The sequence below is a fragment of the Eoetvoesiella sp. genome (assembly GCF_035555955.1).
Classification (GTDB): Bacteria; Pseudomonadota; Gammaproteobacteria; order Burkholderiales; family Burkholderiaceae_B; genus Eoetvoesia.
This window is the reverse complement of record NZ_DATMGA010000012.1, coordinates 20,268-39,956: the sequence shown is the minus strand read 5'-3', so window position 1 is coordinate 39,956 and position 19,689 is coordinate 20,268. Positions and strand designations below refer to the sequence as shown.

The window sequence follows — 19,689 nt, the reverse complement described above, 5'->3', positions numbered from 1 at the left end:
GTGGCATGCGTATTATGCCGTCCATGCGTCTTGGCTTGCCACAAGTCTATGGAATAAGCAGCTGGTGTCCTGGTTGGCTTTGGTCGTGTAGCTGGGTTCGAGTTCATTCCCTGCTGTACACTTTTCGCTTCGCCTTTCCGGAACAAATACCGCCGCCATGCTGCTTACCCTTTTGAACATTGTTCTGCCCGTCGTCGCCATGGCGGGCATCGGGTTCCTGTTTGGCCGCCGGCAGGGCTACGAGCCCGACATGAGCTTCGTGAACCATGCCAATGTCATGGTGTTCTGCCCGGCGCTGGTGCTGTCGGTCATGATCGAGTATCCGGTCGACTTGCTCCAGAGCTGGCCGCTGGCCGTGGCGGGTGTGCTGATCATCGTGGTTCCGGGCCTGCTGCTGGGCTTGCTCAGCCCGTTTTGCAAGATGCCGCGCGCGGCCTTGACGGTGCCCGGCATGTTCCGCAACACTGGCAACGTGGGCATTCCCCTGATGATGCTGGCCTACGGCAAAAGCCAGCTGGGCGCCATCATCGTGCTGTTCGTCCTGTCGAACGTGCTGCAGTTCTCGCTGGGGCTGTTCCTGCTGTCGCGCCGCAGCAGCCGCTGGCTGTGGCTGCGCAACCCCAATGTATGGGCCGCCGTGATGGGCTTGCTGCTTGCGCCGTACCGGGACCATCTGCCGCCGTTCGTGCGTACCACGGCTGATTTGGCGGGGCAGATCGCCATTCCCCTCATGCTGTTCAGCCTGGGCGTGCGCATGTCGCGCGATCGCATCTCCGGGGTGTGGCCGGCCCTGCGCATCAATGTGCTGTATTTGCTGGCCGCCGCCGTGACCCTGCCCCTGGTCTTGTGGCTGCTGCCGCTCACACCCGAGTGGTCGCGCCTGGTCGTGCTGTCGGCCATGCTGCCGCCGGCGGTGCTCAATTATTTATTGTGCGAACAATACAACGTGGAGCCCAGAACCGTCGCCAATGTCGTGCTGCTGGGGAACCTGCTTTCGGTGCTGACAATACCGCTGGTGGTGTGGGCTACGCTGGCCTGGATTTAGATTCGCTTTCAAGGTAAACATATGTCTTCGTCGAGGCAGACCTCGCTTTGGTGGGACGTGCTCATCACGTCGATAGGCCCGGTGCTGTGGGGCACGACCTATATCGTCACCACCGAAATCCTGCCTCCCGGACGTCCGTTCACCGCCGCGGTGCTGCGCATCGTGCCCGCCGGACTCATCCTTATTCTGTACACCCGCCTGTTTCCGCCGCGCAAGGAATGGGGCCGCATGCTGATCCTTGCCGCCCTGAACCTGGGTTTTTTCCAGGCCATGCTGTTCGTGGCGGCATACCGCCTTCCGGGCGGCCTGGCTTCGGTGGTGGGGGCGATCCAGCCTTTGCTGATCATGGGCATCGTATGGGCGGCCGACCGCATACAGCCGGCCCGGCTGGCGCTTTGGGCGGCCATAATGGGGGTGGTGGGCATGGGCGCGCTGCTGCTGTCGCCCGGCTCGGTGTGGGATCCCATCGGCGTGGCCGCCGCGGCGGCTGGCGCGTTGAGCATGTCCTTCGGCACTTGCCTGACGCGCCGCTGGAGCACCAGCCTGCCCATGCTCGCCTTTACCGGGTGGCAGTTGTTCATCGCCGGCCTCATGATCGCGCCCTTCGCCCTGCTGTTCGATCCGCCGCTGCGGTCGGTGACGCTGCTCCAGGCCTCGGGCTATGCCTATCTTTCGCTGGGCGGAGCCTTGCTGGCCTATTTCCTGTGGTTCCGGGGCGTAGCCCGCTTGTCGCCGGTGGCGGTTTCGTCGTTGAACCTGATCAGCCCCGTGACGGCGGTGGTGCTGGGCTGGGCGCTGCTTGGCCAAAGCATCAAGGGGATGTCCATGGTTGGACTGGTGGCGGTGCTGGCGAGCATTCTGCTGGTGCAATGGGCCAGCAGCCGGCGCATGCCCTGAGTCAACCTTTATAGCGAACGCCGTTCATTTTGGAGTTGCCGCATAAGCTGCGGTCAATGCGGTGCGGTTGGCTCTGCGTATCACCTTGTCCGCGGTGGGCGCTGTCCAAAGTCAATTGGACTAGCATCGTGGCGGATACTGCTTACCGGTTGGGCCATGCGTCGATCGTTAGGATGTCTCGCGAGTGATGCAGGACGCGGGCGATGATAATGTCGGTGCCTTGCAAGAAGTAAAACGCGATGTAGGGTGTGGAAGTGGGCCAATTGCGCAAGCCCGCCGCCAGTTCGTCTCGTGCCCTTCCCATTCGAGGATGTTCCAGTAGTGAGCGAGTATCTGCTTCGATCCTGTCGAGCAGCCGGTCGGCGGCGTCGAGGCTGTCTTCGGCCACGTATAGCCAGGCCTCCAGTAAATCGTTGTTTGCGCTGGCGGTACGTTGAATCCGATAGCTGCTCATTTGGCGGTATTGCGTGCAGCCAACGCTTCACGGCCTTGCCGTTTGATGCTCTCCATGTCGAGATCGCCAACCCGACCTGTTTCGATATCAGACAGGCCTTGGGCTATATCGGCCTTGAGCTTTGAGAAGCTCGACTCGCGCGTTGCTTGATAAGCCTCAAAGAGACGCAACGCTTCACGGATTACCTCGCTGGCTGAGCCGTACATGCCGGAGGCGACATGTTCCCTGACGCGATTTTCCATCTCTGTGGGCAACGATACGTTTAATGACATGCGGCGCTCCAATGACAAAAAATAGCATAGGTTGTCATTGTAATACCTCCCGGCAGCTGGTGCGTATCGGCATTCGTAATCCCCATTAGGCTCGTAAGCAAGAAGCCAGCACTCCGATGCCATCGCGGTTATGTGACTACGCTGTGATGCAGCAAGGGCTCTTGAAACAAAACGATTGTTTGATGCGAATGTAATTTCGTGTAATATATAAATAGGAACCATTCCTATTTATATTATTAGAATCAACCTTGGATGCAGGCAGGCATGCTTGTCTCCAGGTTGAGGCATATCGATATCGGGACAAATAACATGCATGCTTCCCCCCGCTTCGGACATAACCGAGGCGCAAAGCGCTTTTCCGCCCGCCCCAGCACGCTTGCCGTGGCCCTTCACGCGGCGTGCGTTTGCATGGCGTGGCCATTGGCAAGCGCCCATGCGCAGACTACACAGTCCTCGGGCGAGGTGACCACCATGCCTGCCGTGACTGTTCACGGCATAGCGGAATCCCCGGCGCAAACGCCTTATGCGGGAGGGCAAGTCACCCAGGGCGGTGGTTTGGGCATGTTGGGCGCTTCCGATTTCATGGATACCCCGTTCAACCTGAACAGCTACACTTCGCAACTGATCGAGGACAAGCAGGCGCGCACCCTGGCGGATCTGGTGTCCGTCGACCCCTCCGTGCGCATGGGCAGCGGGCGCACCAACATCAACGAAGACTTCACCATCCGAGGCTTGAGCTTCAGCAGCCAGGATGTGGCGTTCAACGGCTTGTATGGCGTGTTGCCGTACTATCGCATCCCAATGGAAATCGCCGAAAGTGTGGAAATCCTGAAAGGCCCTTCGGCACTGCTCAGCGGCATGGCCCCGGGCGGTAATGTGTCCGGCGCCATCAATATCGTGCCCAAGCGCGCCACCGACACACCGATAGCGCGTGTGACTGGCAGCTATTGGTCCGACTCGCAATTCGGCACGCACGTCGACCTGGGACGCCGCTTCGGCGACAGCGGCCAGTTCGGCATCCGCTTCAATGGGGCATACCGCAACGGCAACACGACGATCGACGACCAGAAGGACAAGGAAGGGTTATTTTCCGTTGCGCTGGATTATCGCGGCGAACGCACTCGGGCGTCGCTGGACGTCATGCATGTGTCGCAGCGGATCGACAACGAAGTGCGCCAATTTCAAATATCCCCCACGCTTGCCAGCCTGCCCAGCGCGCCGTCCGACACCAGCCTGAACTATCCGGGCTATGGCCGTGTCATCATGGACGACACGTCGGTCGTGGGGCGCATCGAGCACGACATCACCGACAAGATCACCGTGCATGCCGCCCTGGGCAATCGCAGGCACAAAATGGATGCGGTTGCCGGCAATGCAACGTTGACAGGCATGAATGGCGACTACACTTCGACCCCGGCCTGGCAGATATTCAAGCCCGAGACCACCAGCTTTGAAACCGGCCTGACCGCAAAGTTTGCAACCGGCGCGGTCAAGCACAAGGTTTCTGCCAGCTATTCGCGCATGACCACCGATACCGACATCGGCTTTGTGTTTCCCTGGGGCTATGCATCCATTCCCAACAATCTGTACAACCCTATCGCGCCGCCCAGCGACTACCATAATGTGGATGGCATGGCGAATCCTACGGGTAGATACACCTCCGCAACGCTGACCAGCTATGCCCTGGCCGACACGCTGTCCTTCATGGAAGACCGTGTGCAACTGACCCTGGGCGCGCGCCATCAGTCGGTCAAGCAGCAGAACTACGTCTACTTTCCCACGCCCACGAATGCGCCGGACGGCCCCGGATATGAAGAATCCGCTGTTACGCCAGTGGTGGGCGTAGTGGTAAAACCCATCGATAACCTGTCGCTTTACGCCAACTATATCGAGGGCCTGTCCCAAGGCGCGTCGGCCACGCCTCCGTCGGTGACGACGGCGGCTTCCCTGCCGCCGATGAAAACCAAACAGTTTGAAGTCGGCGCCAAATACGACTGGGGCAACTTTGCCACCACGGTAAGCCTGTACCAGATCAAGCGGCCCAGCGCCACGGTATTCAATAACTCGCTAACCGAAAACGGCATGCAGGTGAACCGCGGCCTGGAAATCAACGCTTTCGGCGAAGTGGCGAAAGACGTGCGCTTGCTGGGCGGCGTAACATTCATGCGTGGCAAGCTCGACGAAATGGCGGGCGGCGTCAACGAAGGCAATGACGCCGTGGGCGTGCCGCATGTGCAGGCCTCGCTGGGCGTGGATTGGGACAATGTGTTTACTCCCGGCTTCGGCTTGAATGCGCGGGTGGTCTACACGGGTTCGCAATACGCCGACCAAGGCAACAAGTACAAGCTGCCTTCGGTCACCACCTTCGATGCCGGCGCGCGCTATAAAACCAAGGTGGCCGGCAAAGACCTTACACTGCGTCTGAATGTCGAAAATCTGTTCGATAAGGCCTACTGGGCGACATCGAGCTCCGCAAACAACGTGTCCGACGGCTATCTGTTCCTTGGTTCAGGCCGCATCGTCATGTTGTCGGCGACGATAGGTTTCTAAAAAATGCATCTTCGCACCTGGGTATTCATCCACAAGTGGACCAGCCTGGTCTGCACCATCTTCCTGCTGATGCTTTGCCTGACCGGGCTGCCGCTGGTTTTCCACGAAGAAATCGAGCAGCTTTCCGGTGTGGTCGAGGCGCCGCCCATGCCCGAAGGCACGGCCAATGTCAGTCTGGACAAGATCGTTCAAAGCGCATTGGCGGCGCAGCCCAACAAGGTGGTGCGCTACATGTTCTGGGACGAGGAAGAACACCCGAACATCACGATCGTTTCCATGGCCAGCAAGGTCGATGCCCCGCCGGACGAGTTCTGGACGGTGGCCATCGATTCACGCACCGCGAAGGTGCTGGACCAGCCCAACGACCAGGGCTTCATGGCGGTCATGCTTCAATTGCACAAAGACATGTACGCCGGATTGCCCGGGCAGTTGTTTCTTGGCCTTATGGGCCTGCTGCTGGTCATTGCCGTTATTTCGGGCGTAGTGGTCTACAAGCCATTCATGCGCAAGCAGGATTTCGGCACGGTGCGCAAGCAGAAGGGGCGCGGCGTCAAATGGCTGGACATGCATAACCTGCTGGGCATCGTCACGGTGGTGTGGCTGACGGTCGTGGGAGCAACGGGCATTATCAACACTCTCGACCCCATTGTGCTGGCTGTCTGGCAAGGCGACCAACTGGCCGATATGGTCAAGCCCTATAAGAATGCGCCGCCAATGAAAGACAACGGCTCGGTGCAAGCCGCGTACATTACGGCGGAAAAAACCGCGCCCGACATGGGCGTGCGCCTGATCGCTTTCCCGGGCACGGCATTTGCCGATCCGCATCACTATACGGCCTTCATGAAAGGCAACACGCCGCTGACGGCCCGCCTGTTGCGTCCGGTCCTGGTGGATGCGCAAACCGGCGCATTGACCGACACCCGGGAAATGCCCTGGTATGTGAAGGCGCTGTTCGTGTCGCAGCCGCTGCATTTTGGCGATTATGGCGGCTTGCCGCTGAAAATCGTCTGGGCGCTGCTCGACATCCTCACCATCATTATCCTGGGCAGCGGCCTGTACCTGTGGGCCAAGAAATACTTGCGCCATCGCGAAGCGCAGGGAATCCTGGCCGATGCCGAGGCTGAAGAAGCTCAACGAGCAGGAGTACTGCAGCAATGAAAGTCTGGTTCTGGCCCATTGTGATCGGCTTGCTGAGCGCCGTCGGATTGCTGTCCGGCCTTCTGTACGACGGCCTGGGCGATGCGGTCTCGTGGCTGGCGCTTCTGGTTCCCGTGGTGCTTGCCGTGTGGTACGGCTGGGTGCGCAACCATGCTGCGGACGACAGCCGAGCTTGAGGCGCAGGCGGGCGCGAAGCCCGCGGCCATCGACCTGAAGGTCATCGATCATCTGGATGCCCATGCGCGCCGCTGGCTGTGCGCATCGCCTCTGGCGTTTGCCGGTTTCAGCGATGAACAGTGCATCGACGCGACCATCGTCGGCGGCGATCCGGGTTTCGCCTTGGCGCTGGACGAAAAACAGCTCCGATTGCCGCTCGCCGCGCTGGACGACCCCGAGCAGGCGCGGCAGGGGCGTGGCGTGGGGTTGCTGTTCCTCATTCCCGGCATGGGCGAGACCCTGCGCGTAAACGGCAGGGTGGCGAGCGCGGAGGGTGACGCTATTGTCGTCACCGTGCAGGAATGCTATTTGCATTGCGCCAAGGCCTTGCTGCGCTCGGATTTCTGGCAGCCCGCACCACCGCCGGCCGCCGATGTGACCGACTTTCTTCAATCCAGCCGTTTCATGGCTCTGGCCACCGCCGATGCCCGGCTGAATACCGATCTTAGCCCCAAGGGCGACCCGGCCGGCCTGCTGGCCCAGCCGTTCGAAGGCGGCATTCGCTTCGCCGATCGTCCGGGAAACCGCCGTACGGATAGCTTCCGCAATATCCTGGCGCGGCCCCAAGCGTCGGCATTGTTCATTGTGCCCGGATGCACCCGGGTAGCCTGCGCGCAGGGCGAGGCCGGCATCAGCGCCGACCCGCAATCAAGGCAGCCCTTCACCGTGCGCGATAAAACCCCCAAGCTCGTGGGCAGCATTGCGTCGCCATTCATCGCGCTGCGCGAAAGCGCCGCCTTGGCACGCGCCAACCCTTGGGTTGGGCAAGCGCCTCCCGCCGACATCGATCCGGCGGCCATCTTCGCCGCGCACGTAAGGCTGCACAAGGCCGGCGGCCTGGGCGCAATCGTCGCCAAGGGGTTGGTCGCCGTTCCCGGCCTGATGCGCAAAAGCCTGGAGTCCGACTACAAGCGGAATCTCTACTGACAGGCCGCGGTCAAGGCATATTACGGGTGCGAATTGCCTTGCTGGATGTTCAGCTTCGAGACCAGGTGCGTTAGTTCAAGCGTGGCGGAATCAGAATTGCTTACCAATTGGCTGACCAGCTTGCGCAACTGGGTGGAGTCGCGCGCGTTGAGCTTGTCGAACAGGATGTCGTTGATGGTTTGCTGGGTCTCGGTAAGCCCCTCCAGCAGCGTAAGGCCCGCCGGGGTGATGCTGAGCACCATCTTGCGCCGATCGAGGATATGCCTGCTTTTTTTGATCAGGCCGCGCTTTTGCAGCTTGCCTGTTTCAACGGTGACGAATGAGCCGCTGAAATGCAGGTGGTCGGCCAGTTGATTGACGGTGACCTCGTCTTCGGACGAGAGTTGTTTGATCGACATCAGTATCGAATACTGTATGCCGGTAAGACCGATGATTGCCCCGAAACCGTCGCGGATTGCCAGCAAGCGCGCCGAAAAATACAGCAGCTTGTTAATGAGCAGGCGGAACTCGGCGTCTGACCCGTCGACTAGAAATGACGGCTGCGTGATTGTCAATGAGCGATTTGAGTTCGTGGACGCCATTGGGCAATACCTTCGTGAAAAAGCCGATTGTACATCGCGTACGCCTTCTCAGCGCCTGTTTCTGCGGTTTTTGATCCAGCAGTGTCGGGGCATTCTAGTTGTTTTCCCTAGGAAAATGATATTGCAAAAAGCAATTTGATACTGTTTAATAGCTTTTAAACACAGCTAATATTAAAAGATTGTTTGCGCGATATTTGCTACATGCAAACGACTGGATGCTTTGATTCACGTTTACCGCTGGCGAGTAACAACTCGTCAATTCACATGAAAGTAGGCTGAGGAGAGACTATGATGAAGATGACTTGGGTCACCGCTGCGGCGGTTGCGCTGGGTGCCGCAATGACGCCGCTTCACGCGCAAGAAAAACCGGCTTCGGTCGGTGTGGGTGTTTTTACCTTCACTTCGGGGCCTGCAGCGGCCTATGGTATGCCAGGCAAGAAGGCCGCCGATCTGATGGTTGACCAAATCAACAAAGCCGGTGGCATTGCTGGGGTGCCTATCAAGGCTACCGTCGTTGACGAAGGCCAGGGCACTGAAGGCGTTATCGCTGAATACCGCCGGCTGGCTTCCAACCCCGAAAACCAGGTAATGATTGCCGCACTTTCAAGCTCCAACTGCCTGGCTTTGAAGCCGGCGGTCGAACAATTGAAAGTTCCCACTATTGCCTGGAACTGCGATGCGCATCAACTGCTGGCAGACGGAAAAAGCAATTACTACTTCCGCCCCAACGGTAATACCGTGACTGAGTTCGCGGCTTACGCTCTGTATTTGTTGCAGAAAAATCCCAATGTAAAGCGTGTCGCCATGCTGAACCCCGACTATGCCATGGGGCATGACGCGGCCAATGTTTTCTCGGCTACGCTGAAGGCAATCAGGCCCGACATCGAAATCGTGGCCAACCTTTTTCCCAAGCTTGGAACCGCCAATTTTCAAACCGAGGTTTCCCGCTTATTGGCTGCTCAGCCCGACGTGGTGTTTTCGGCGCTTTGGGGGGCTGACCTTTCCAACTTTGTAAGGCAGGCGTCGCCTCGTGGCTTGTTCTCCAAGAGCCAGGTCATTTTGGCTCTGGGTGAAACTGTTCTTCAGCAAAATACCTTGCCCCAAGGCGTCATCGTTGGTGTGCTGGGCGACGGGTGGTGGATGTCTCCCGATGCACAGGCCAGGCCTGAAACCAAGCGCTTCGTAGAGGAATACAAGCAGCGCTTCGGCGAATACCCAGTGTTTCCGTCCATGAAAATGGCCAATGCCGTTATCTACATGAAGGATGCCTATGTAAAAGCCATGGCTGCGAACGGCGGGAAATGGCCTTCTCGTGACGAGTTGGCGAAAGCCATGTCCAGCGGCTCCTTCGACACGCTGACCGGTACCAGCACCATCCGCAAGGACAACGAGGGCATGGTCGATCAGGTTATCGGCACGACGGTCAAGTCGCCCGACTACTCCTTCCCGGTAATCGGCGACATGGTTCGCTACGACGGCAAGGTGCTGACCCCGCCCCAGGGCGAGGATCCAATGGTGTGGGTGAAGTCCATCAACGCCGATCTTCTGAAATCCCTGCCCAAGCCGGGTAGCTACAAGTAATGACTTCGGCGGCCGAGAGCGGATCGATCGCTCTTGGCGATATCACGTTACGGAACCACTTATGCTTGGCTTGATAATTCCTTTGCTCGTCGATAGTTTGACGAGCGCGGCGCTTATTTTTTTCGTGGCCGTCGGTTTGACGCTTGTGTTCAGCGTGTTGCGCGTACTTAATGTAGCGCATGGCAGTTTCTATTCCATTGGCGCGTATGTGGCTGCTTCGTTGTGCTTATGGGTTATTTCGGCGGGGCTTTCTCCCTGGCTTACCTTTGTTGCTCTCCTGGCAAGCGCCGTCATCCTGGCGGCGCTGTTGGGGCCTTTGGTGCAGTCCACGCTGATACAGTGGACGCTTGGCAAATCCGAGGCGGTGCAGATTCTTGCAACGTTTGGCCTGTTTCTTATCCTTGAAGACCTGCAGCGCATCGTATTCGGCGTGAGCTCCATTGCTGAAGACACACCCATGACATTGCTGGGCGTCACGTCCATCGGCAGCGTTACCTATCTGAACTATCAAATTCTCCTGATCATCGCGGCCATCATCGTCGTGTTCGGTCTGCGCATGATGCTGGTGAAGACCCGCATCGGGAAACTGCTGTCGGCGGTGGTATTCGACCGGGAAATGGCGCTAAGCGTCGGCATAAACACTAAGCGCCTGTTCACGTTTGCCTTTACGCTGGGCGTGTTTCTGGCGGCGCTGGGCGGGGCGTTGGCGGTACCGACATCGGGAGCGGCGCCGGGCCTTGGGGCGGAAACAATAGTTCTGGCCTTTGCGGTGGCGGCTATCGGGGGCCTGGGTCAGATTGAAGGCGCGGCGCTTGCCGCCGTGATTGTCGGGCTGGCTCGTGTCGTCGCCATCTATTTCGCGCCTCAACTCGAAGCGGTCGCGCCTTACATCGTCATGTTGGTCGTACTGTTGATTCGCCCGTATGGTTTGTTTGGCAACGATCAGGCGCGGAGGATTTAAGCATCATGCGTCCAATTATCTCTGTTTTATCCGCCCTGGTGCTGGTCGTGCTGGCGGTTGTGCCTTTCGCTGCTCCTTGGTTGCAGTTTGTCCTGACCCTGGCCATGGCCAACGGGATGGTCGCGTTGGGTGTCGCCATTTTGCTGCGAGCCGGACTGATCTCCATTGGGCACGCCATGTTTTTTGCAATAGGCGCTTATTGCATCGCCTTCCTATCGCGCCTGGGGATCAATGAATTTCTTGTATTGCTTGTCCTGGGAACAATGGGTTCGGCCATCGCGGGGCTGATCGTCGGCGCTTTTGTGGTGCGCTACAGGGCCATTTTCTTTGCCATGCTCAACCTTGCCATTTCGATGGTGGTGTACTCCTTGATCGCCAAGATGTATAGCGTGACGGGCGGCACCGACGGCATGGCGCTGCAAACTCCCACGTTCCTTTGGATACCTCTGGAGAAACCGGGATTCGATCACGTGCTGTATTACTTTTCGGTGGCGCTGATGATAGTCCTGGGCTATCTGGTGCAGCGCTATTGGAAGAGTCCTCTCGGCTATGCGCTTTCCGCCATCGAGGGCAACGAACTGCGGCTTGAATATTTAGGGGTATCGGCGCGCTCGGTGTTGTTGGCCGCTTACGTGGTTTCAGCGGCACTGTCCGGTTTTGGAGGCGTTATCGCGGGTAGCGCCATCGGCCACGTTCTTCCGGATTTCGGCTATTGGATTACCTCCGCGCAATTTGTGCTGATCGCCGTTCTAGGGGGTATTGGAGGGGCGGCGGGGCCTTTCATCGGCTCGTTCTTTCTTGAGCTGCTGCATTCGGCATCGGTCAATCTTACCGATGCCTGGAACCTGATCACCGGGGTGGCGCTGATCGTCGTTATTGTTTTCCTGCCCAGCGGCCTGTATGGCCTGATCCGTAAACGTCGTCGGAGCGCATCATGAGCCATCCCTTACTAGAAGCCAAGGATCTGCGTATTGCCTTTTATGGGGTAACGGCCGTCGATGGCATCACCTTCCAGATCAACGAGGGGGAATTCGTTGCCATTATCGGGCCTAACGGATCCGGCAAGACGACTTTCCTCAACCTGTGCAGCGGCTATCTCAAGCCCGACTCCGGTGAGGTTTGTCTGGACGGCATTTCGATTACGGCAATGGCTCCACGTTCCATTGCCCATCGGGGAATCGCCCGGGCGTTTCAGATTCCCCAGCTTTTTCTCGACCAGACCGTGCTGGACAACCTGCTGATCGCCATGGCGGCCAAACAAGGCATCTGGTCGTGGTTCGAAAGCCTCGGCGCCGGTCGCCGGCGCGAAGAGGCCATGGAGCTGCTTGCATTGGTCGGCTTGCAGGATCAGGCAGGACAGTTTGCCGACGCATTGCCCGAGGGCAAGCGCAAGCTGCTTGACATTGTTTTGGCGCTGGCGCTGAAGCCCCGGCTGATTCTGCTGGACGAGCCTACCAGCGGTGTAAGTTCGATTGAACGCTTCGCCCTGATGGAAACGCTGATGAAGGCGTTGCGGCAAGCCAAGGTTACCGCGTTGTTTGTGGAACATGACATGGAGGTCGTGCAGCGTTATTCCGACCGCGTGGCGGTATGGGATGCCGGGCGCGTGCTGGTTCAAGGGCCGCCCTCGGAGGTGTTCAAAAATGCCGAGGTGCTGCATAAAGTGGTGGGAGTATGACCATGCTGAATATTGAAAACATCCATGTCGCCATCAACGGTATTCCCATTTTGCGTGGCGTGTCCTTCAAGCTGGAGGCCGGAAAAACCACTACCCTGATCGGTCGTAATGGCGCCGGCAAGACAACCACCTTGCGCGCCTTTATGGGTCTGCTCCCCATGCAGTCCGGCTCGGTCACGTTAAAAGGCGAAAACATAGGCATCACGCCCGCTTATAAGCGGGCGCATCAGGGTATTGGCTACGCTCCGGAAGACCGCCGCCTGGTGCCCGAATTTACGGTCGAAGACAATATTCTTCTACCGTCCCTGGCGTTGGGGTTGTCGGTCGATGAGCGCGCCAGCAGGCTTGAAGAGATCTATGAACTGATGCCTTCGCTGGCTGTAATGCGCAAACGTCCGGGCGGCGGGGTGTCGGGCGGGCAAGGCAAGATGGTTGCGCTAGGGCGGGCGCTTATGATCGCGCGTTACGCTTTGGTGCTCGACGAGCCGTTTCAGGGCCTGGCCCCGGCCTTGGCGCTTGAGTATGCCCGCACGCTTGGCAAGGTGCGGAATAAACGGCCCGACCTTGCCCTGCTTGTTACCGAGTCTTCGCCCGATCTGCTAGGTGAAATCGCCGATTACACGTTGCAGATTGAGCGCGGGGAAATCCAGTAGAGGCACCGTTGGCTGGCTGAGGGGTTAGCCGGCGGCCCGCTTCTCTGAATTACTAGGGATAATCCCAATAATATGCCTAAATAAAATAGCTAATAAACTTAGCTTTTAATGTAAAATTAAACAACGGATGATTTTTGCCTTCCCGGCTTGAGCGGTCCGGCGAATTAGCCAAACAACACTAGGCACGTAAATCGTGCAGCAAATTTCTGGAGTATTTGAAATGTTGAAAACCGGTTCCGAACATCTGGAGTCTTTGCGCGACGGGCGTGTCATCTACGTCGGCAACGAGCGCGTCACGGATGTCACCACCCACCCCGCCTTCCGTAATGGCGCGCAGTCCATTGCCAATATCTACGATCTGAAGCGCGCAGCCGAAAACCGCGACTCCATGACTTTCGAAGAAGACGGAGAGCGCTATAGCGGTTACTTCCTGCGCGCGCGCAGCAAGGCCGACCTTGAGTTCCGCTATGGCGTCCATCGCGCCATTGCCGATAGTACCTACGGCATGTTTGGCCGCTCTCCCGACCACGTATCCAGCTTTGTTACGGGTATGAGCCTCAAGCCCGAGGTATTCGGCAAGTTCGCCGATAACCTCATGGCCTACTACGACCATCTGCGCAAGACGGACAGCTACGCCGTCTATGCCGTGGTGCCGCCTGCCTCGGCCCGCACGCCCGAGTTCTACCAGGAAAACAAGCTGCCCATGCCTTCGCTGCGCGTGGTGCGCGAAGACGACGACGGCATTGTGATTTCCGGCATCAAGATGCTGGCCACGGGCGCCGCCTACGCCAACGAAATCTGGATTGGCAATCTCATCCCCCTTGCCCCCGATCAGGCCGACCAGGCCATTACCTGCGCTGTGCCGTGCAATGCGCCCGGCGTGGAACTGTGGTCGCGCAAGCCCATGGGCCGCGACACGCTGTGCGACTTTGAAAGCCCGCTTGCCCATCGTTTCGACGAATCCGATGCCATGCTGTTTTGCAACGAAGTCAAGGTTCCCTGGGAAAAAGTATTCGTTCACAACGACCCAGTGTTGGCGCGTAAAATCTATGTGGATACCGCCGGCCACACCTACGGCAACCATCAGTCCAACGTGCGCTATCTGGCCAAGATGCAGCTTATCGTGGGCATGGCCAGCAAGATCACCAAGGCATCGGGCGCCGATAAGATTCCCGCCGTGCGCGAAACCCTGGGCAAGCTGGCCGCCTGGGAAGGCGTGCTGCAAGGCATCATATTGGGTCAGATCCAGGGTGCGGAAGAATGGCCTTCCGATGGTTACTACTGCTTCAACCGCCGCCTGGTGTATGCCGCGCTTAACTGGTGCACCGAGAACTACTCGAAAATCATCGACGAGCTGCGCGAGCTGTGCGGCGGCAGCGTGTTCCAGATGCCGGCTGATGTATCGGTCATGGCCGACCCCAAGCTGCGCGATACCTTCGAGCGGTATTGGGCCACCCCTCAACTGCCGGCCGTCGATCGCATGAAGCTGTACAAGCTGGCCTGGGATCTGACCGGTTCCGAGTTTGCCGGGCGTCATCAGCAGTACGAGAAGTTCTACGCGGGCGCCTCGTTCGTGGTGCGCAACTACAACTTCATGCATGCCGACTGGAATGCCTTCGAGGGCGTGGCCGATCACCTGCTGTCAAGCTACGACGTGCCGGCGGCAAGTCTCAAAGAAGGCGTTGTTGCCTGACGTCCCATCCTTATTCAGGAGCAGCCATCATGAGTCAAGTATCCAACCCGTTTCCGACCGTGGCTCGAGACGATTTCCGTTCGGCGCTGGGTCTATTCCCCACCGGGGTGGCGGTCGTGACCGCCGAAGGCGCCAACCAAGAAGGCCGGGTTGGCATGACGATCACCTCATTCAACTCGGTTTCTCTGGATCCGCCCCTGGTGCTGTTCTCGATAGGCAAAAACGCCTTGAGCCTGAAGACCTTGTGCGGCGCCTCGATGTACAGCATCAATGTCCTGGGCGAAGAGCACCAGCACATTTCAAACCGTTTCGCTGCGGCCAAGGCTGACAAATGGTCGGATACCGAAATCGTCCACCACGACGGCCTGCCGTTTACCCTGGCCAAGGCAATTGTTTCATTCCAGTGCGTTCCGTATGCGACGCACGACGGGGGCGATCATCTGATCTTTGTCGGAAGGGTGCTGCGTATTCATCATCCGCAAAGCGAGGCTCCCGCTCCTCTGGTGTTCTTTCGCGGCAACTACGCGTCGTTGCGGTGCGAACAAAGCGCTGCGGCTCGCTAATCATTCAAAAGCAAGGAGTATGCAATGGCAGTAACCAAGCTACATCATGAGTTCCATAAAATCGACCTTGACAAGGGCGACTGGAAATTGCCCGAGGGGTACGCGCCCGATTCGGGGGCGCTGGAACTTATTATTTCCGGTTCTTTGGACACCGAAAACAAAAAGGGCAGCCGTACCCGCATCATGCGCTTTCCTCCCGGCCTGGCCACGCATGAAAAAATCGTGCACGACTACTGGGAAGAAGTGTTCATGTTTGAAGGCGACATGACCGTGGGGGCCGATGAAAACGGCGAAGGCGGCGAGTCGTTCGAAGGCTATACCTACGCGGTGCGTCCGCCCGGGGCATATCACGGCCCCTTCCGCTCGGTCAACGGCTGCTATATGGTCGAAATCCACTATTACGATCCAGCTTGAGCCCTCATCAGCCATGACGAACCCACTTTATTTTTCCTGCGAATCCGTGCAGGCGGACGGAACGGTGGCCACACGCTTGCTGGCCGTGCCGCCCAGCAAGTTCATCATCGCCGGCTGGACGGGCCGCGACACGGCGGCCATCGAGCATCACATTCAGGAGCTCGAAGCCCTGGGTGTGCCGCGCCCGTCGGCCGTGCCCTTGTACTACCACGCGGGCCGCGGCCTGCTGGTTCAGTCCGACTCGGTCGAAGTGGTGGGGCCCGATAGTTCCGGCGAGGCCGAGCCCGCTTTGTTCTTTGCCGAAGGCGAATGGTGGCTTACCGTCGGTTCCGACCACACCGACCGCACGGTTGAAAGCTATTCGGTCGCGGTATCCAAGCAGATGTGCCCCAAGCCTCTGGCCACCTCGGCCTGGCGCTGGCGCGACGTGGCAGGGCGGCAGGACGACATTCAGCTTGCATCCAGAATCCTGGAAGACGGCCGGTGGGTGGACTATCAGCAGGGCACGCTGGCATCGATCCGCCCGCTCGAATCCCTGCGCGACGGCTGTTTCGGTCAATCGGCCGAGCTGGGCAGTTTCATGTTCTGCGGCACGCTGGGGGCCATTCCAAACGCGGCGGGCAAGGCGATCCGGCCCGCGTCGTCCATGGAAATCTCGCTGCGCGACCCCGCCAGAGGCCGCGCCATCGTTCATCGCTACACGGTAAAGGCCTGGCCCGTCATCGCTTAGGGTTAATTCATGAACTCAACCATCTCCGAATTGCGTGCGAGCATTGCGCGGGGCGATACCACGCATGAAGCCGTGGTCAGCCAGGCTCTGGACCGGGCAGCCTCGCCATTGGCGCAGCACGTGTTTACCCGGCAGTACGCGCATGCGGCGCTGGCGGCGGCGCGGTATGCCGATGACGCTTTGGCGGCGGGGGTGGCCTTGCCGCCGCTGGCCGGCTTGCCGGTGTCGGTCAAGGATCTCTTCGATGTCGCTGGCGAGCCGACCCTGGCGGGCAGCGTAGTGTGCAAGAACGACGCGGCTCCCCCGATCGATGCCGAGGCTGTGTCCCGGCTGCGCAGGCAGGGCGCGGCCATTGTCGGCAAGACCAATATGACCGAATTCGCGTTTTCGGGGGTGGGCATCAACCCCCATTACGGAACGCCCCGCAACCCGGCCGACCCGCAGCTAGCGCGTATTCCCGGTGGTTCTTCTTCCGGTGCCGCGGTATCGGTGGCCCTGGGGCTGGCGGTGGCCGGGCTGGGGTCGGACACGGGCGGTTCGATTCGGATACCGGCCGCCTTGTGCGGCCTGGTCGGGTTCAAGAACACGCAATCTCGCGTGCCGGGCGCAGGCAGCTTCGAGCTGGCGCGCACGCTCGATACCGTGTGCGCCATGACCCGCAGTGTGGAAGACTGCCTGACGGTCGATGCGGCGTTGTCCGGCGCGCCGCTGGATGTGCGGCCGCGCTCGCTCAAGGGCATGCGGCTGGCCGTTCCCGAAACGCTTATGTTCGACGACATCGAGCCGGCCGTTGCCCGCGCCTTCGACAATACGCTGCAGCGGTTGTCCTCCGCTGGCGCATTGATTGAACGAATTCCCTTCAAAGAGCTGGCCGAGATCAAGCATTTGAATGCGCCGGGCGGTTTTTCCGCCGTCGAGGCCTATTCCGTGCATCGCGAACGCCTGGCCCGCCATCGCGATGCCTTCGACCAGCGGGTGGCCCAGCGTATCGCGGGCGGTTCGGTAGCCAGCGCCGCCGACTACATCCACATGCTGGATGCCCGCCGGGACTGGATAGCCCGCACCCGAACCGTTCTGGCCCCGTACGACGCGCTGGCCTGCCCGACCGTACCCATCGTTGCGCCCGAGATCGAACCCCTGGTTTCCAGCGACGAGGCCTTCTTCAGGGTCAATGGCCTGTTGCTGCGCAATACTTTCGCCATCAATTTCATGGATGGGTGCTCGTTCAGCCTGCCGTGCCACGACGCCGGCGAACTGCCGGTGGGTTTGATGCTGTCCGCCTCGGGCGGCGACGACAGCCGCCTGGCCCCGGTGGCCCTGGCTGTCGAGGCCGCGCTGCGTCGTATTTAGGCTGCAGATTCAGTTCTGGTGCGTATTAAGCGTAACTACTTATTGCGCCAGCCCCTTGCCCGAGAGAAAATTCGCGCTCTTGCGTTGTTTGCAGAACATTAAAAATATTCGGGTTTACCAACAACTCATAGGGGGTCTCTCTCATGCAACGTCGTTCCTTCCTAAAGAAGGCCGCCTTTGGCGTGGCCGCAGGTGGCACTACTCTCGCCGCCCCCGTGTTTGCCCAGAATGCGCCAGCGCTCCAGTGGCGCCTGGCTTCCAGTTTCCCGCGCAGTGCGGATGCGATTTATTCCGGCGGCGAAAACGTCGCGAAGTTCGTCTCCGAAGCCACGGGCGGAAAATTCCAGATCCGTGCCTTTCCGGGGGGGGAGATCCTGCCGGCGTTGGGCGTGCTCGATGGCGTGCAAAATGGCACCGTCGAATGCGGGCACACCGCATCCTACTACTATTACGGCAAGGATCCCGCGCTGTGCTTTGACAGCGCCGTGCCGTTCGGGATGAATACGCGTCAGATGAACGCTTGGGTGCTTCACGGCGGTGGGCTGAAGGTTCTACGCGACATGTACGCGAAGTTCAATATCATCAATTTCCCGTGCGGTTACACGGGCACCCAGATGGGCGGCTGGTTCCGCAAGGAGATCAAAACAGTCGAAGACCTGAAAGGCTTGAAGTTTCGCGCCTCCGCTTTCGCTGGCGCCGTGCTGATGAAGCTGGGCGTTGTGCCGCAGCAGATTGCGGGTGGCGACATCTACCCATCCCTGGAAAAAGGCACGATCGACGCCGCTGAATGGATCGGCCCCTACGACGATGAAAAGATGGGCTTTCATCGGGTGGCTCCGTATTACTACTTCCCGGGTTGGTGGGAAGGCACGCTGCAGGTGTCCCTGTACGTAAACAAGGATAAATACGAAGCCCTGCCGAAACACTACCAGGCCGTGTTGGATCAGGCATCTGCCCTGGCGACTAACACCATGATCGCCACCTACGATGCGGAAAACCCCAATGCCTTGAAGCGCTTGATCGGCGAAGGTGCCAAGCTGCGCGCCTTCCCGAAGCCGGTCATGGACGCTTGTTACAAGGCGGCCCAGGCTACCTACGCCGAACTCTCGGCCAAGGATCCCAACTTCAAGAAGATCCACGACGCTTACATGGCCTTCCGCGACCATGAGATTCCTTGGTTCCGGGTTGCCGAAGGCAGCTTCGACCAGTATCTGGCAACCGTTGCGAAATAAGCATGTGCGCGTTTTGTGCCGGCTGCCTGCCACCGGCCCGTATTGTCGTTTCCTAGCATCAGCCCCCGCTTGCGGGGGCTGATGCGTGTCTGGGGTTCTCTCCTTTTTGATTGACTTTTACCATGAATGCACTCCTAGCCCTGTCACGGGCGATTGATGTGATCAATCGCCGCGTGGGCCAGGCTGTGACCTGGTTGATTCTGCTTGCCGTGCTCGTTAGCGCCATCAACGCGACGGTTCGTAAGGTATTCAATGTCAGTTCCAATGCCTGGCTCGAATTGCAATGGTATCTGTTTGGCGGCGTCTTTCTGCTGGCTGCCGGCTATACCCTGTTGAAGAACGAGCACGTTCGCGTCGATGTGTTGGCGTCCCGCTTCTCTCGTCGGACGCAGCTCCTGATCGAGATCTTAGGGGTGCTTTTCTTCCTGCTGCCCATGGCCATCCTGATCATGTGGCTGTCCTGGCCTTTCTTCATGGATTCCTTCGTGAATCTGGAGCAGTCTTCCAATGCTGGCGGCCTGGTTCGCTGGCCGGCCAAGATTCTGTTGCCCATAGGGTTCGCATTACTGGTGGCGGCGGGCCTGTCGCATTTGATAAAGTGCATCGGCTGTCTGGCCGGACGGTGCCCGGATCCCCGGGATACACACTCCGGGAAATCGGCTGAAGAAGCACTGGCTGATGAGATCGCCCAGGATGCCGGGCGGCGCGAGGCTGCCTCGCACGAGGAGCGCTGA

General features: G+C 59.2%; 21 protein-coding genes. 18 read left to right on the top strand and 3 right to left on the bottom strand.

All coding sequences use genetic code 11. The annotated features are described in order from the left end of the window. The first annotated feature begins 157 nt into the window (after nucleotides 1–157). Both VNT00_RS02880 and VNT00_RS02875 read left to right on the top strand, forming a co-directional pair. Nucleotides 158–1,045 carry an AEC family transporter gene (locus VNT00_RS02880; RefSeq protein ID WP_325584324.1) on the top strand — a complete coding sequence of 296 codons (888 nt, stop codon included), beginning with the start codon at nucleotides 158–160 and terminating at the stop codon, nucleotides 1,043–1,045. Between the two features lie 21 nt (nucleotides 1,046–1,066). Beyond that, on the top strand, nucleotides 1,067–1,942 hold the full coding sequence (locus VNT00_RS02875) for an EamA family transporter (protein WP_325584322.1): 876 nt from the start codon (nucleotides 1,067–1,069) through the stop codon (nucleotides 1,940–1,942). A 142-nt stretch (nucleotides 1,943–2,084) separates the two neighbouring features. Here the strand turns inward: VNT00_RS02875 and VNT00_RS02870 are convergent, their stop codons facing one another. After that, nucleotides 2,085–2,396: a type II toxin-antitoxin system RelE/ParE family toxin gene (locus VNT00_RS02870; protein WP_325584320.1), complete on the bottom strand. Its 312-nt coding sequence runs from the start codon at nucleotides 2,394–2,396 to the stop codon at nucleotides 2,085–2,087. Further along, a complete protein-coding gene (locus VNT00_RS02865) occupies nucleotides 2,393–2,668 on the bottom strand; it encodes a type II toxin-antitoxin system ParD family antitoxin (protein ID WP_325584318.1) in 276 nt (91 codons plus the stop codon). The genes VNT00_RS02870 and VNT00_RS02865 overlap by 4 nt, the downstream gene beginning before the upstream one ends. Before the next feature lie 408 nt (nucleotides 2,669–3,076). Between VNT00_RS02865 and VNT00_RS02860 the strand changes: the two genes are divergently transcribed. The 4 genes from VNT00_RS02860 to VNT00_RS02845 are packed head-to-tail and all read left to right on the top strand — an operon-like array spanning nucleotide 3,077 to nucleotide 7,519. Continuing rightward, entirely contained in the window at nucleotides 3,077–5,218 is a 2,142-nt protein-coding gene (locus tag VNT00_RS02860) for a TonB-dependent receptor (protein WP_325584316.1), read from the top strand. 3 nt (nucleotides 5,219–5,221) lie between these two features. After that, the gene (locus VNT00_RS02855; protein ID WP_325584314.1) at nucleotides 5,222–6,376 is read left to right on the top strand and encodes a PepSY-associated TM helix domain-containing protein; all 1,155 of its coding nucleotides are present in this window, start codon (nucleotides 5,222–5,224) and stop codon (nucleotides 6,374–6,376) included. Next, a complete protein-coding gene (locus tag VNT00_RS02850) occupies nucleotides 6,373–6,552 on the top strand; it encodes a hypothetical protein (protein WP_325584312.1) in 180 nt (59 codons plus the stop codon). Before VNT00_RS02855 ends, VNT00_RS02850 begins: the two co-directional genes overlap by 4 nt. Then, nucleotides 6,527–7,519, top strand: coding sequence for a pyridoxamine 5'-phosphate oxidase family protein (locus tag VNT00_RS02845; protein WP_325584310.1), 993 nt, complete (start codon nucleotides 6,527–6,529; stop codon nucleotides 7,517–7,519). Before VNT00_RS02850 ends, VNT00_RS02845 begins: the two co-directional genes overlap by 26 nt. A 20-nt stretch (nucleotides 7,520–7,539) precedes the next feature. Here VNT00_RS02845 and VNT00_RS02840 read toward each other — a convergent pair whose 3' ends face one another. Beyond that, complete coding sequence (locus tag VNT00_RS02840) at nucleotides 7,540–8,073, bottom strand: MarR family winged helix-turn-helix transcriptional regulator (RefSeq protein WP_414650872.1); 534 nt, start codon at nucleotides 8,071–8,073, stop codon at nucleotides 7,540–7,542. Between the two features lie 315 nt (nucleotides 8,074–8,388). Between VNT00_RS02840 and VNT00_RS02835 the strand changes: the two genes are divergently transcribed. From VNT00_RS02835 to VNT00_RS02780, 12 genes are all read left to right on the top strand, one after another. Further along, complete coding sequence (locus tag VNT00_RS02835) at nucleotides 8,389–9,681, top strand: ABC transporter substrate-binding protein (RefSeq protein ID WP_325584306.1); 1,293 nt, start codon at nucleotides 8,389–8,391, stop codon at nucleotides 9,679–9,681. Between the two features lie 61 nt (nucleotides 9,682–9,742). After that, entirely contained in the window at nucleotides 9,743–10,642 is a 900-nt protein-coding gene (locus VNT00_RS02830; RefSeq protein ID WP_325584304.1) for a branched-chain amino acid ABC transporter permease, read from the top strand. 5 nt (nucleotides 10,643–10,647) lie between these two features. Next, the gene (locus VNT00_RS02825) at nucleotides 10,648–11,580 is read left to right on the top strand and encodes a branched-chain amino acid ABC transporter permease (protein WP_325584302.1); all 933 of its coding nucleotides are present in this window, start codon (nucleotides 10,648–10,650) and stop codon (nucleotides 11,578–11,580) included. Next, nucleotides 11,577–12,320, top strand: a complete 744-nt coding sequence (locus VNT00_RS02820; RefSeq protein WP_325584300.1) for an ABC transporter ATP-binding protein — start codon at nucleotides 11,577–11,579, stop codon at nucleotides 12,318–12,320. The genes VNT00_RS02825 and VNT00_RS02820 overlap by 4 nt, the downstream gene beginning before the upstream one ends. After that, a complete protein-coding gene (locus VNT00_RS02815) occupies nucleotides 12,317–12,973 on the top strand; it encodes an ABC transporter ATP-binding protein (protein WP_325584298.1) in 657 nt (218 codons plus the stop codon). Before VNT00_RS02820 ends, VNT00_RS02815 begins: the two co-directional genes overlap by 4 nt. 220 nt (nucleotides 12,974–13,193) lie before the next feature. After that, entirely contained in the window at nucleotides 13,194–14,666 is a 1,473-nt protein-coding gene (locus tag VNT00_RS02810; RefSeq protein ID WP_325584296.1) for a 4-hydroxyphenylacetate 3-hydroxylase family protein, read from the top strand. A gap of 29 nt (nucleotides 14,667–14,695) precedes the next feature. Then, the gene (locus VNT00_RS02805; protein ID WP_325584294.1) at nucleotides 14,696–15,229 is read left to right on the top strand and encodes a flavin reductase family protein; all 534 of its coding nucleotides are present in this window, start codon (nucleotides 14,696–14,698) and stop codon (nucleotides 15,227–15,229) included. 24 nt (nucleotides 15,230–15,253) lie between these two features. Then, nucleotides 15,254–15,643 (top strand): cupin domain-containing protein, encoded by a 390-nt coding sequence (locus tag VNT00_RS02800; protein ID WP_325584292.1) that lies wholly within the window; start codon nucleotides 15,254–15,256, stop codon nucleotides 15,641–15,643. Between the two features lie 13 nt (nucleotides 15,644–15,656). Further along, complete coding sequence (locus VNT00_RS02795) at nucleotides 15,657–16,373, top strand: DUF2848 domain-containing protein (protein WP_325584290.1); 717 nt, start codon at nucleotides 15,657–15,659, stop codon at nucleotides 16,371–16,373. 9 nt (nucleotides 16,374–16,382) lie between these two features. Next, entirely contained in the window at nucleotides 16,383–17,723 is a 1,341-nt protein-coding gene (locus tag VNT00_RS02790; protein ID WP_325584288.1) for an amidase, read from the top strand. A 143-nt stretch (nucleotides 17,724–17,866) separates the two neighbouring features. Continuing rightward, nucleotides 17,867–18,955 (top strand): TRAP transporter substrate-binding protein, encoded by a 1,089-nt coding sequence (locus tag VNT00_RS02785; protein ID WP_325584286.1) that lies wholly within the window; start codon nucleotides 17,867–17,869, stop codon nucleotides 18,953–18,955. Between the two features lie 122 nt (nucleotides 18,956–19,077). Beyond that, complete coding sequence (locus VNT00_RS02780; protein WP_325584284.1) at nucleotides 19,078–19,689, top strand: TRAP transporter small permease subunit; 612 nt, start codon at nucleotides 19,078–19,080, stop codon at nucleotides 19,687–19,689.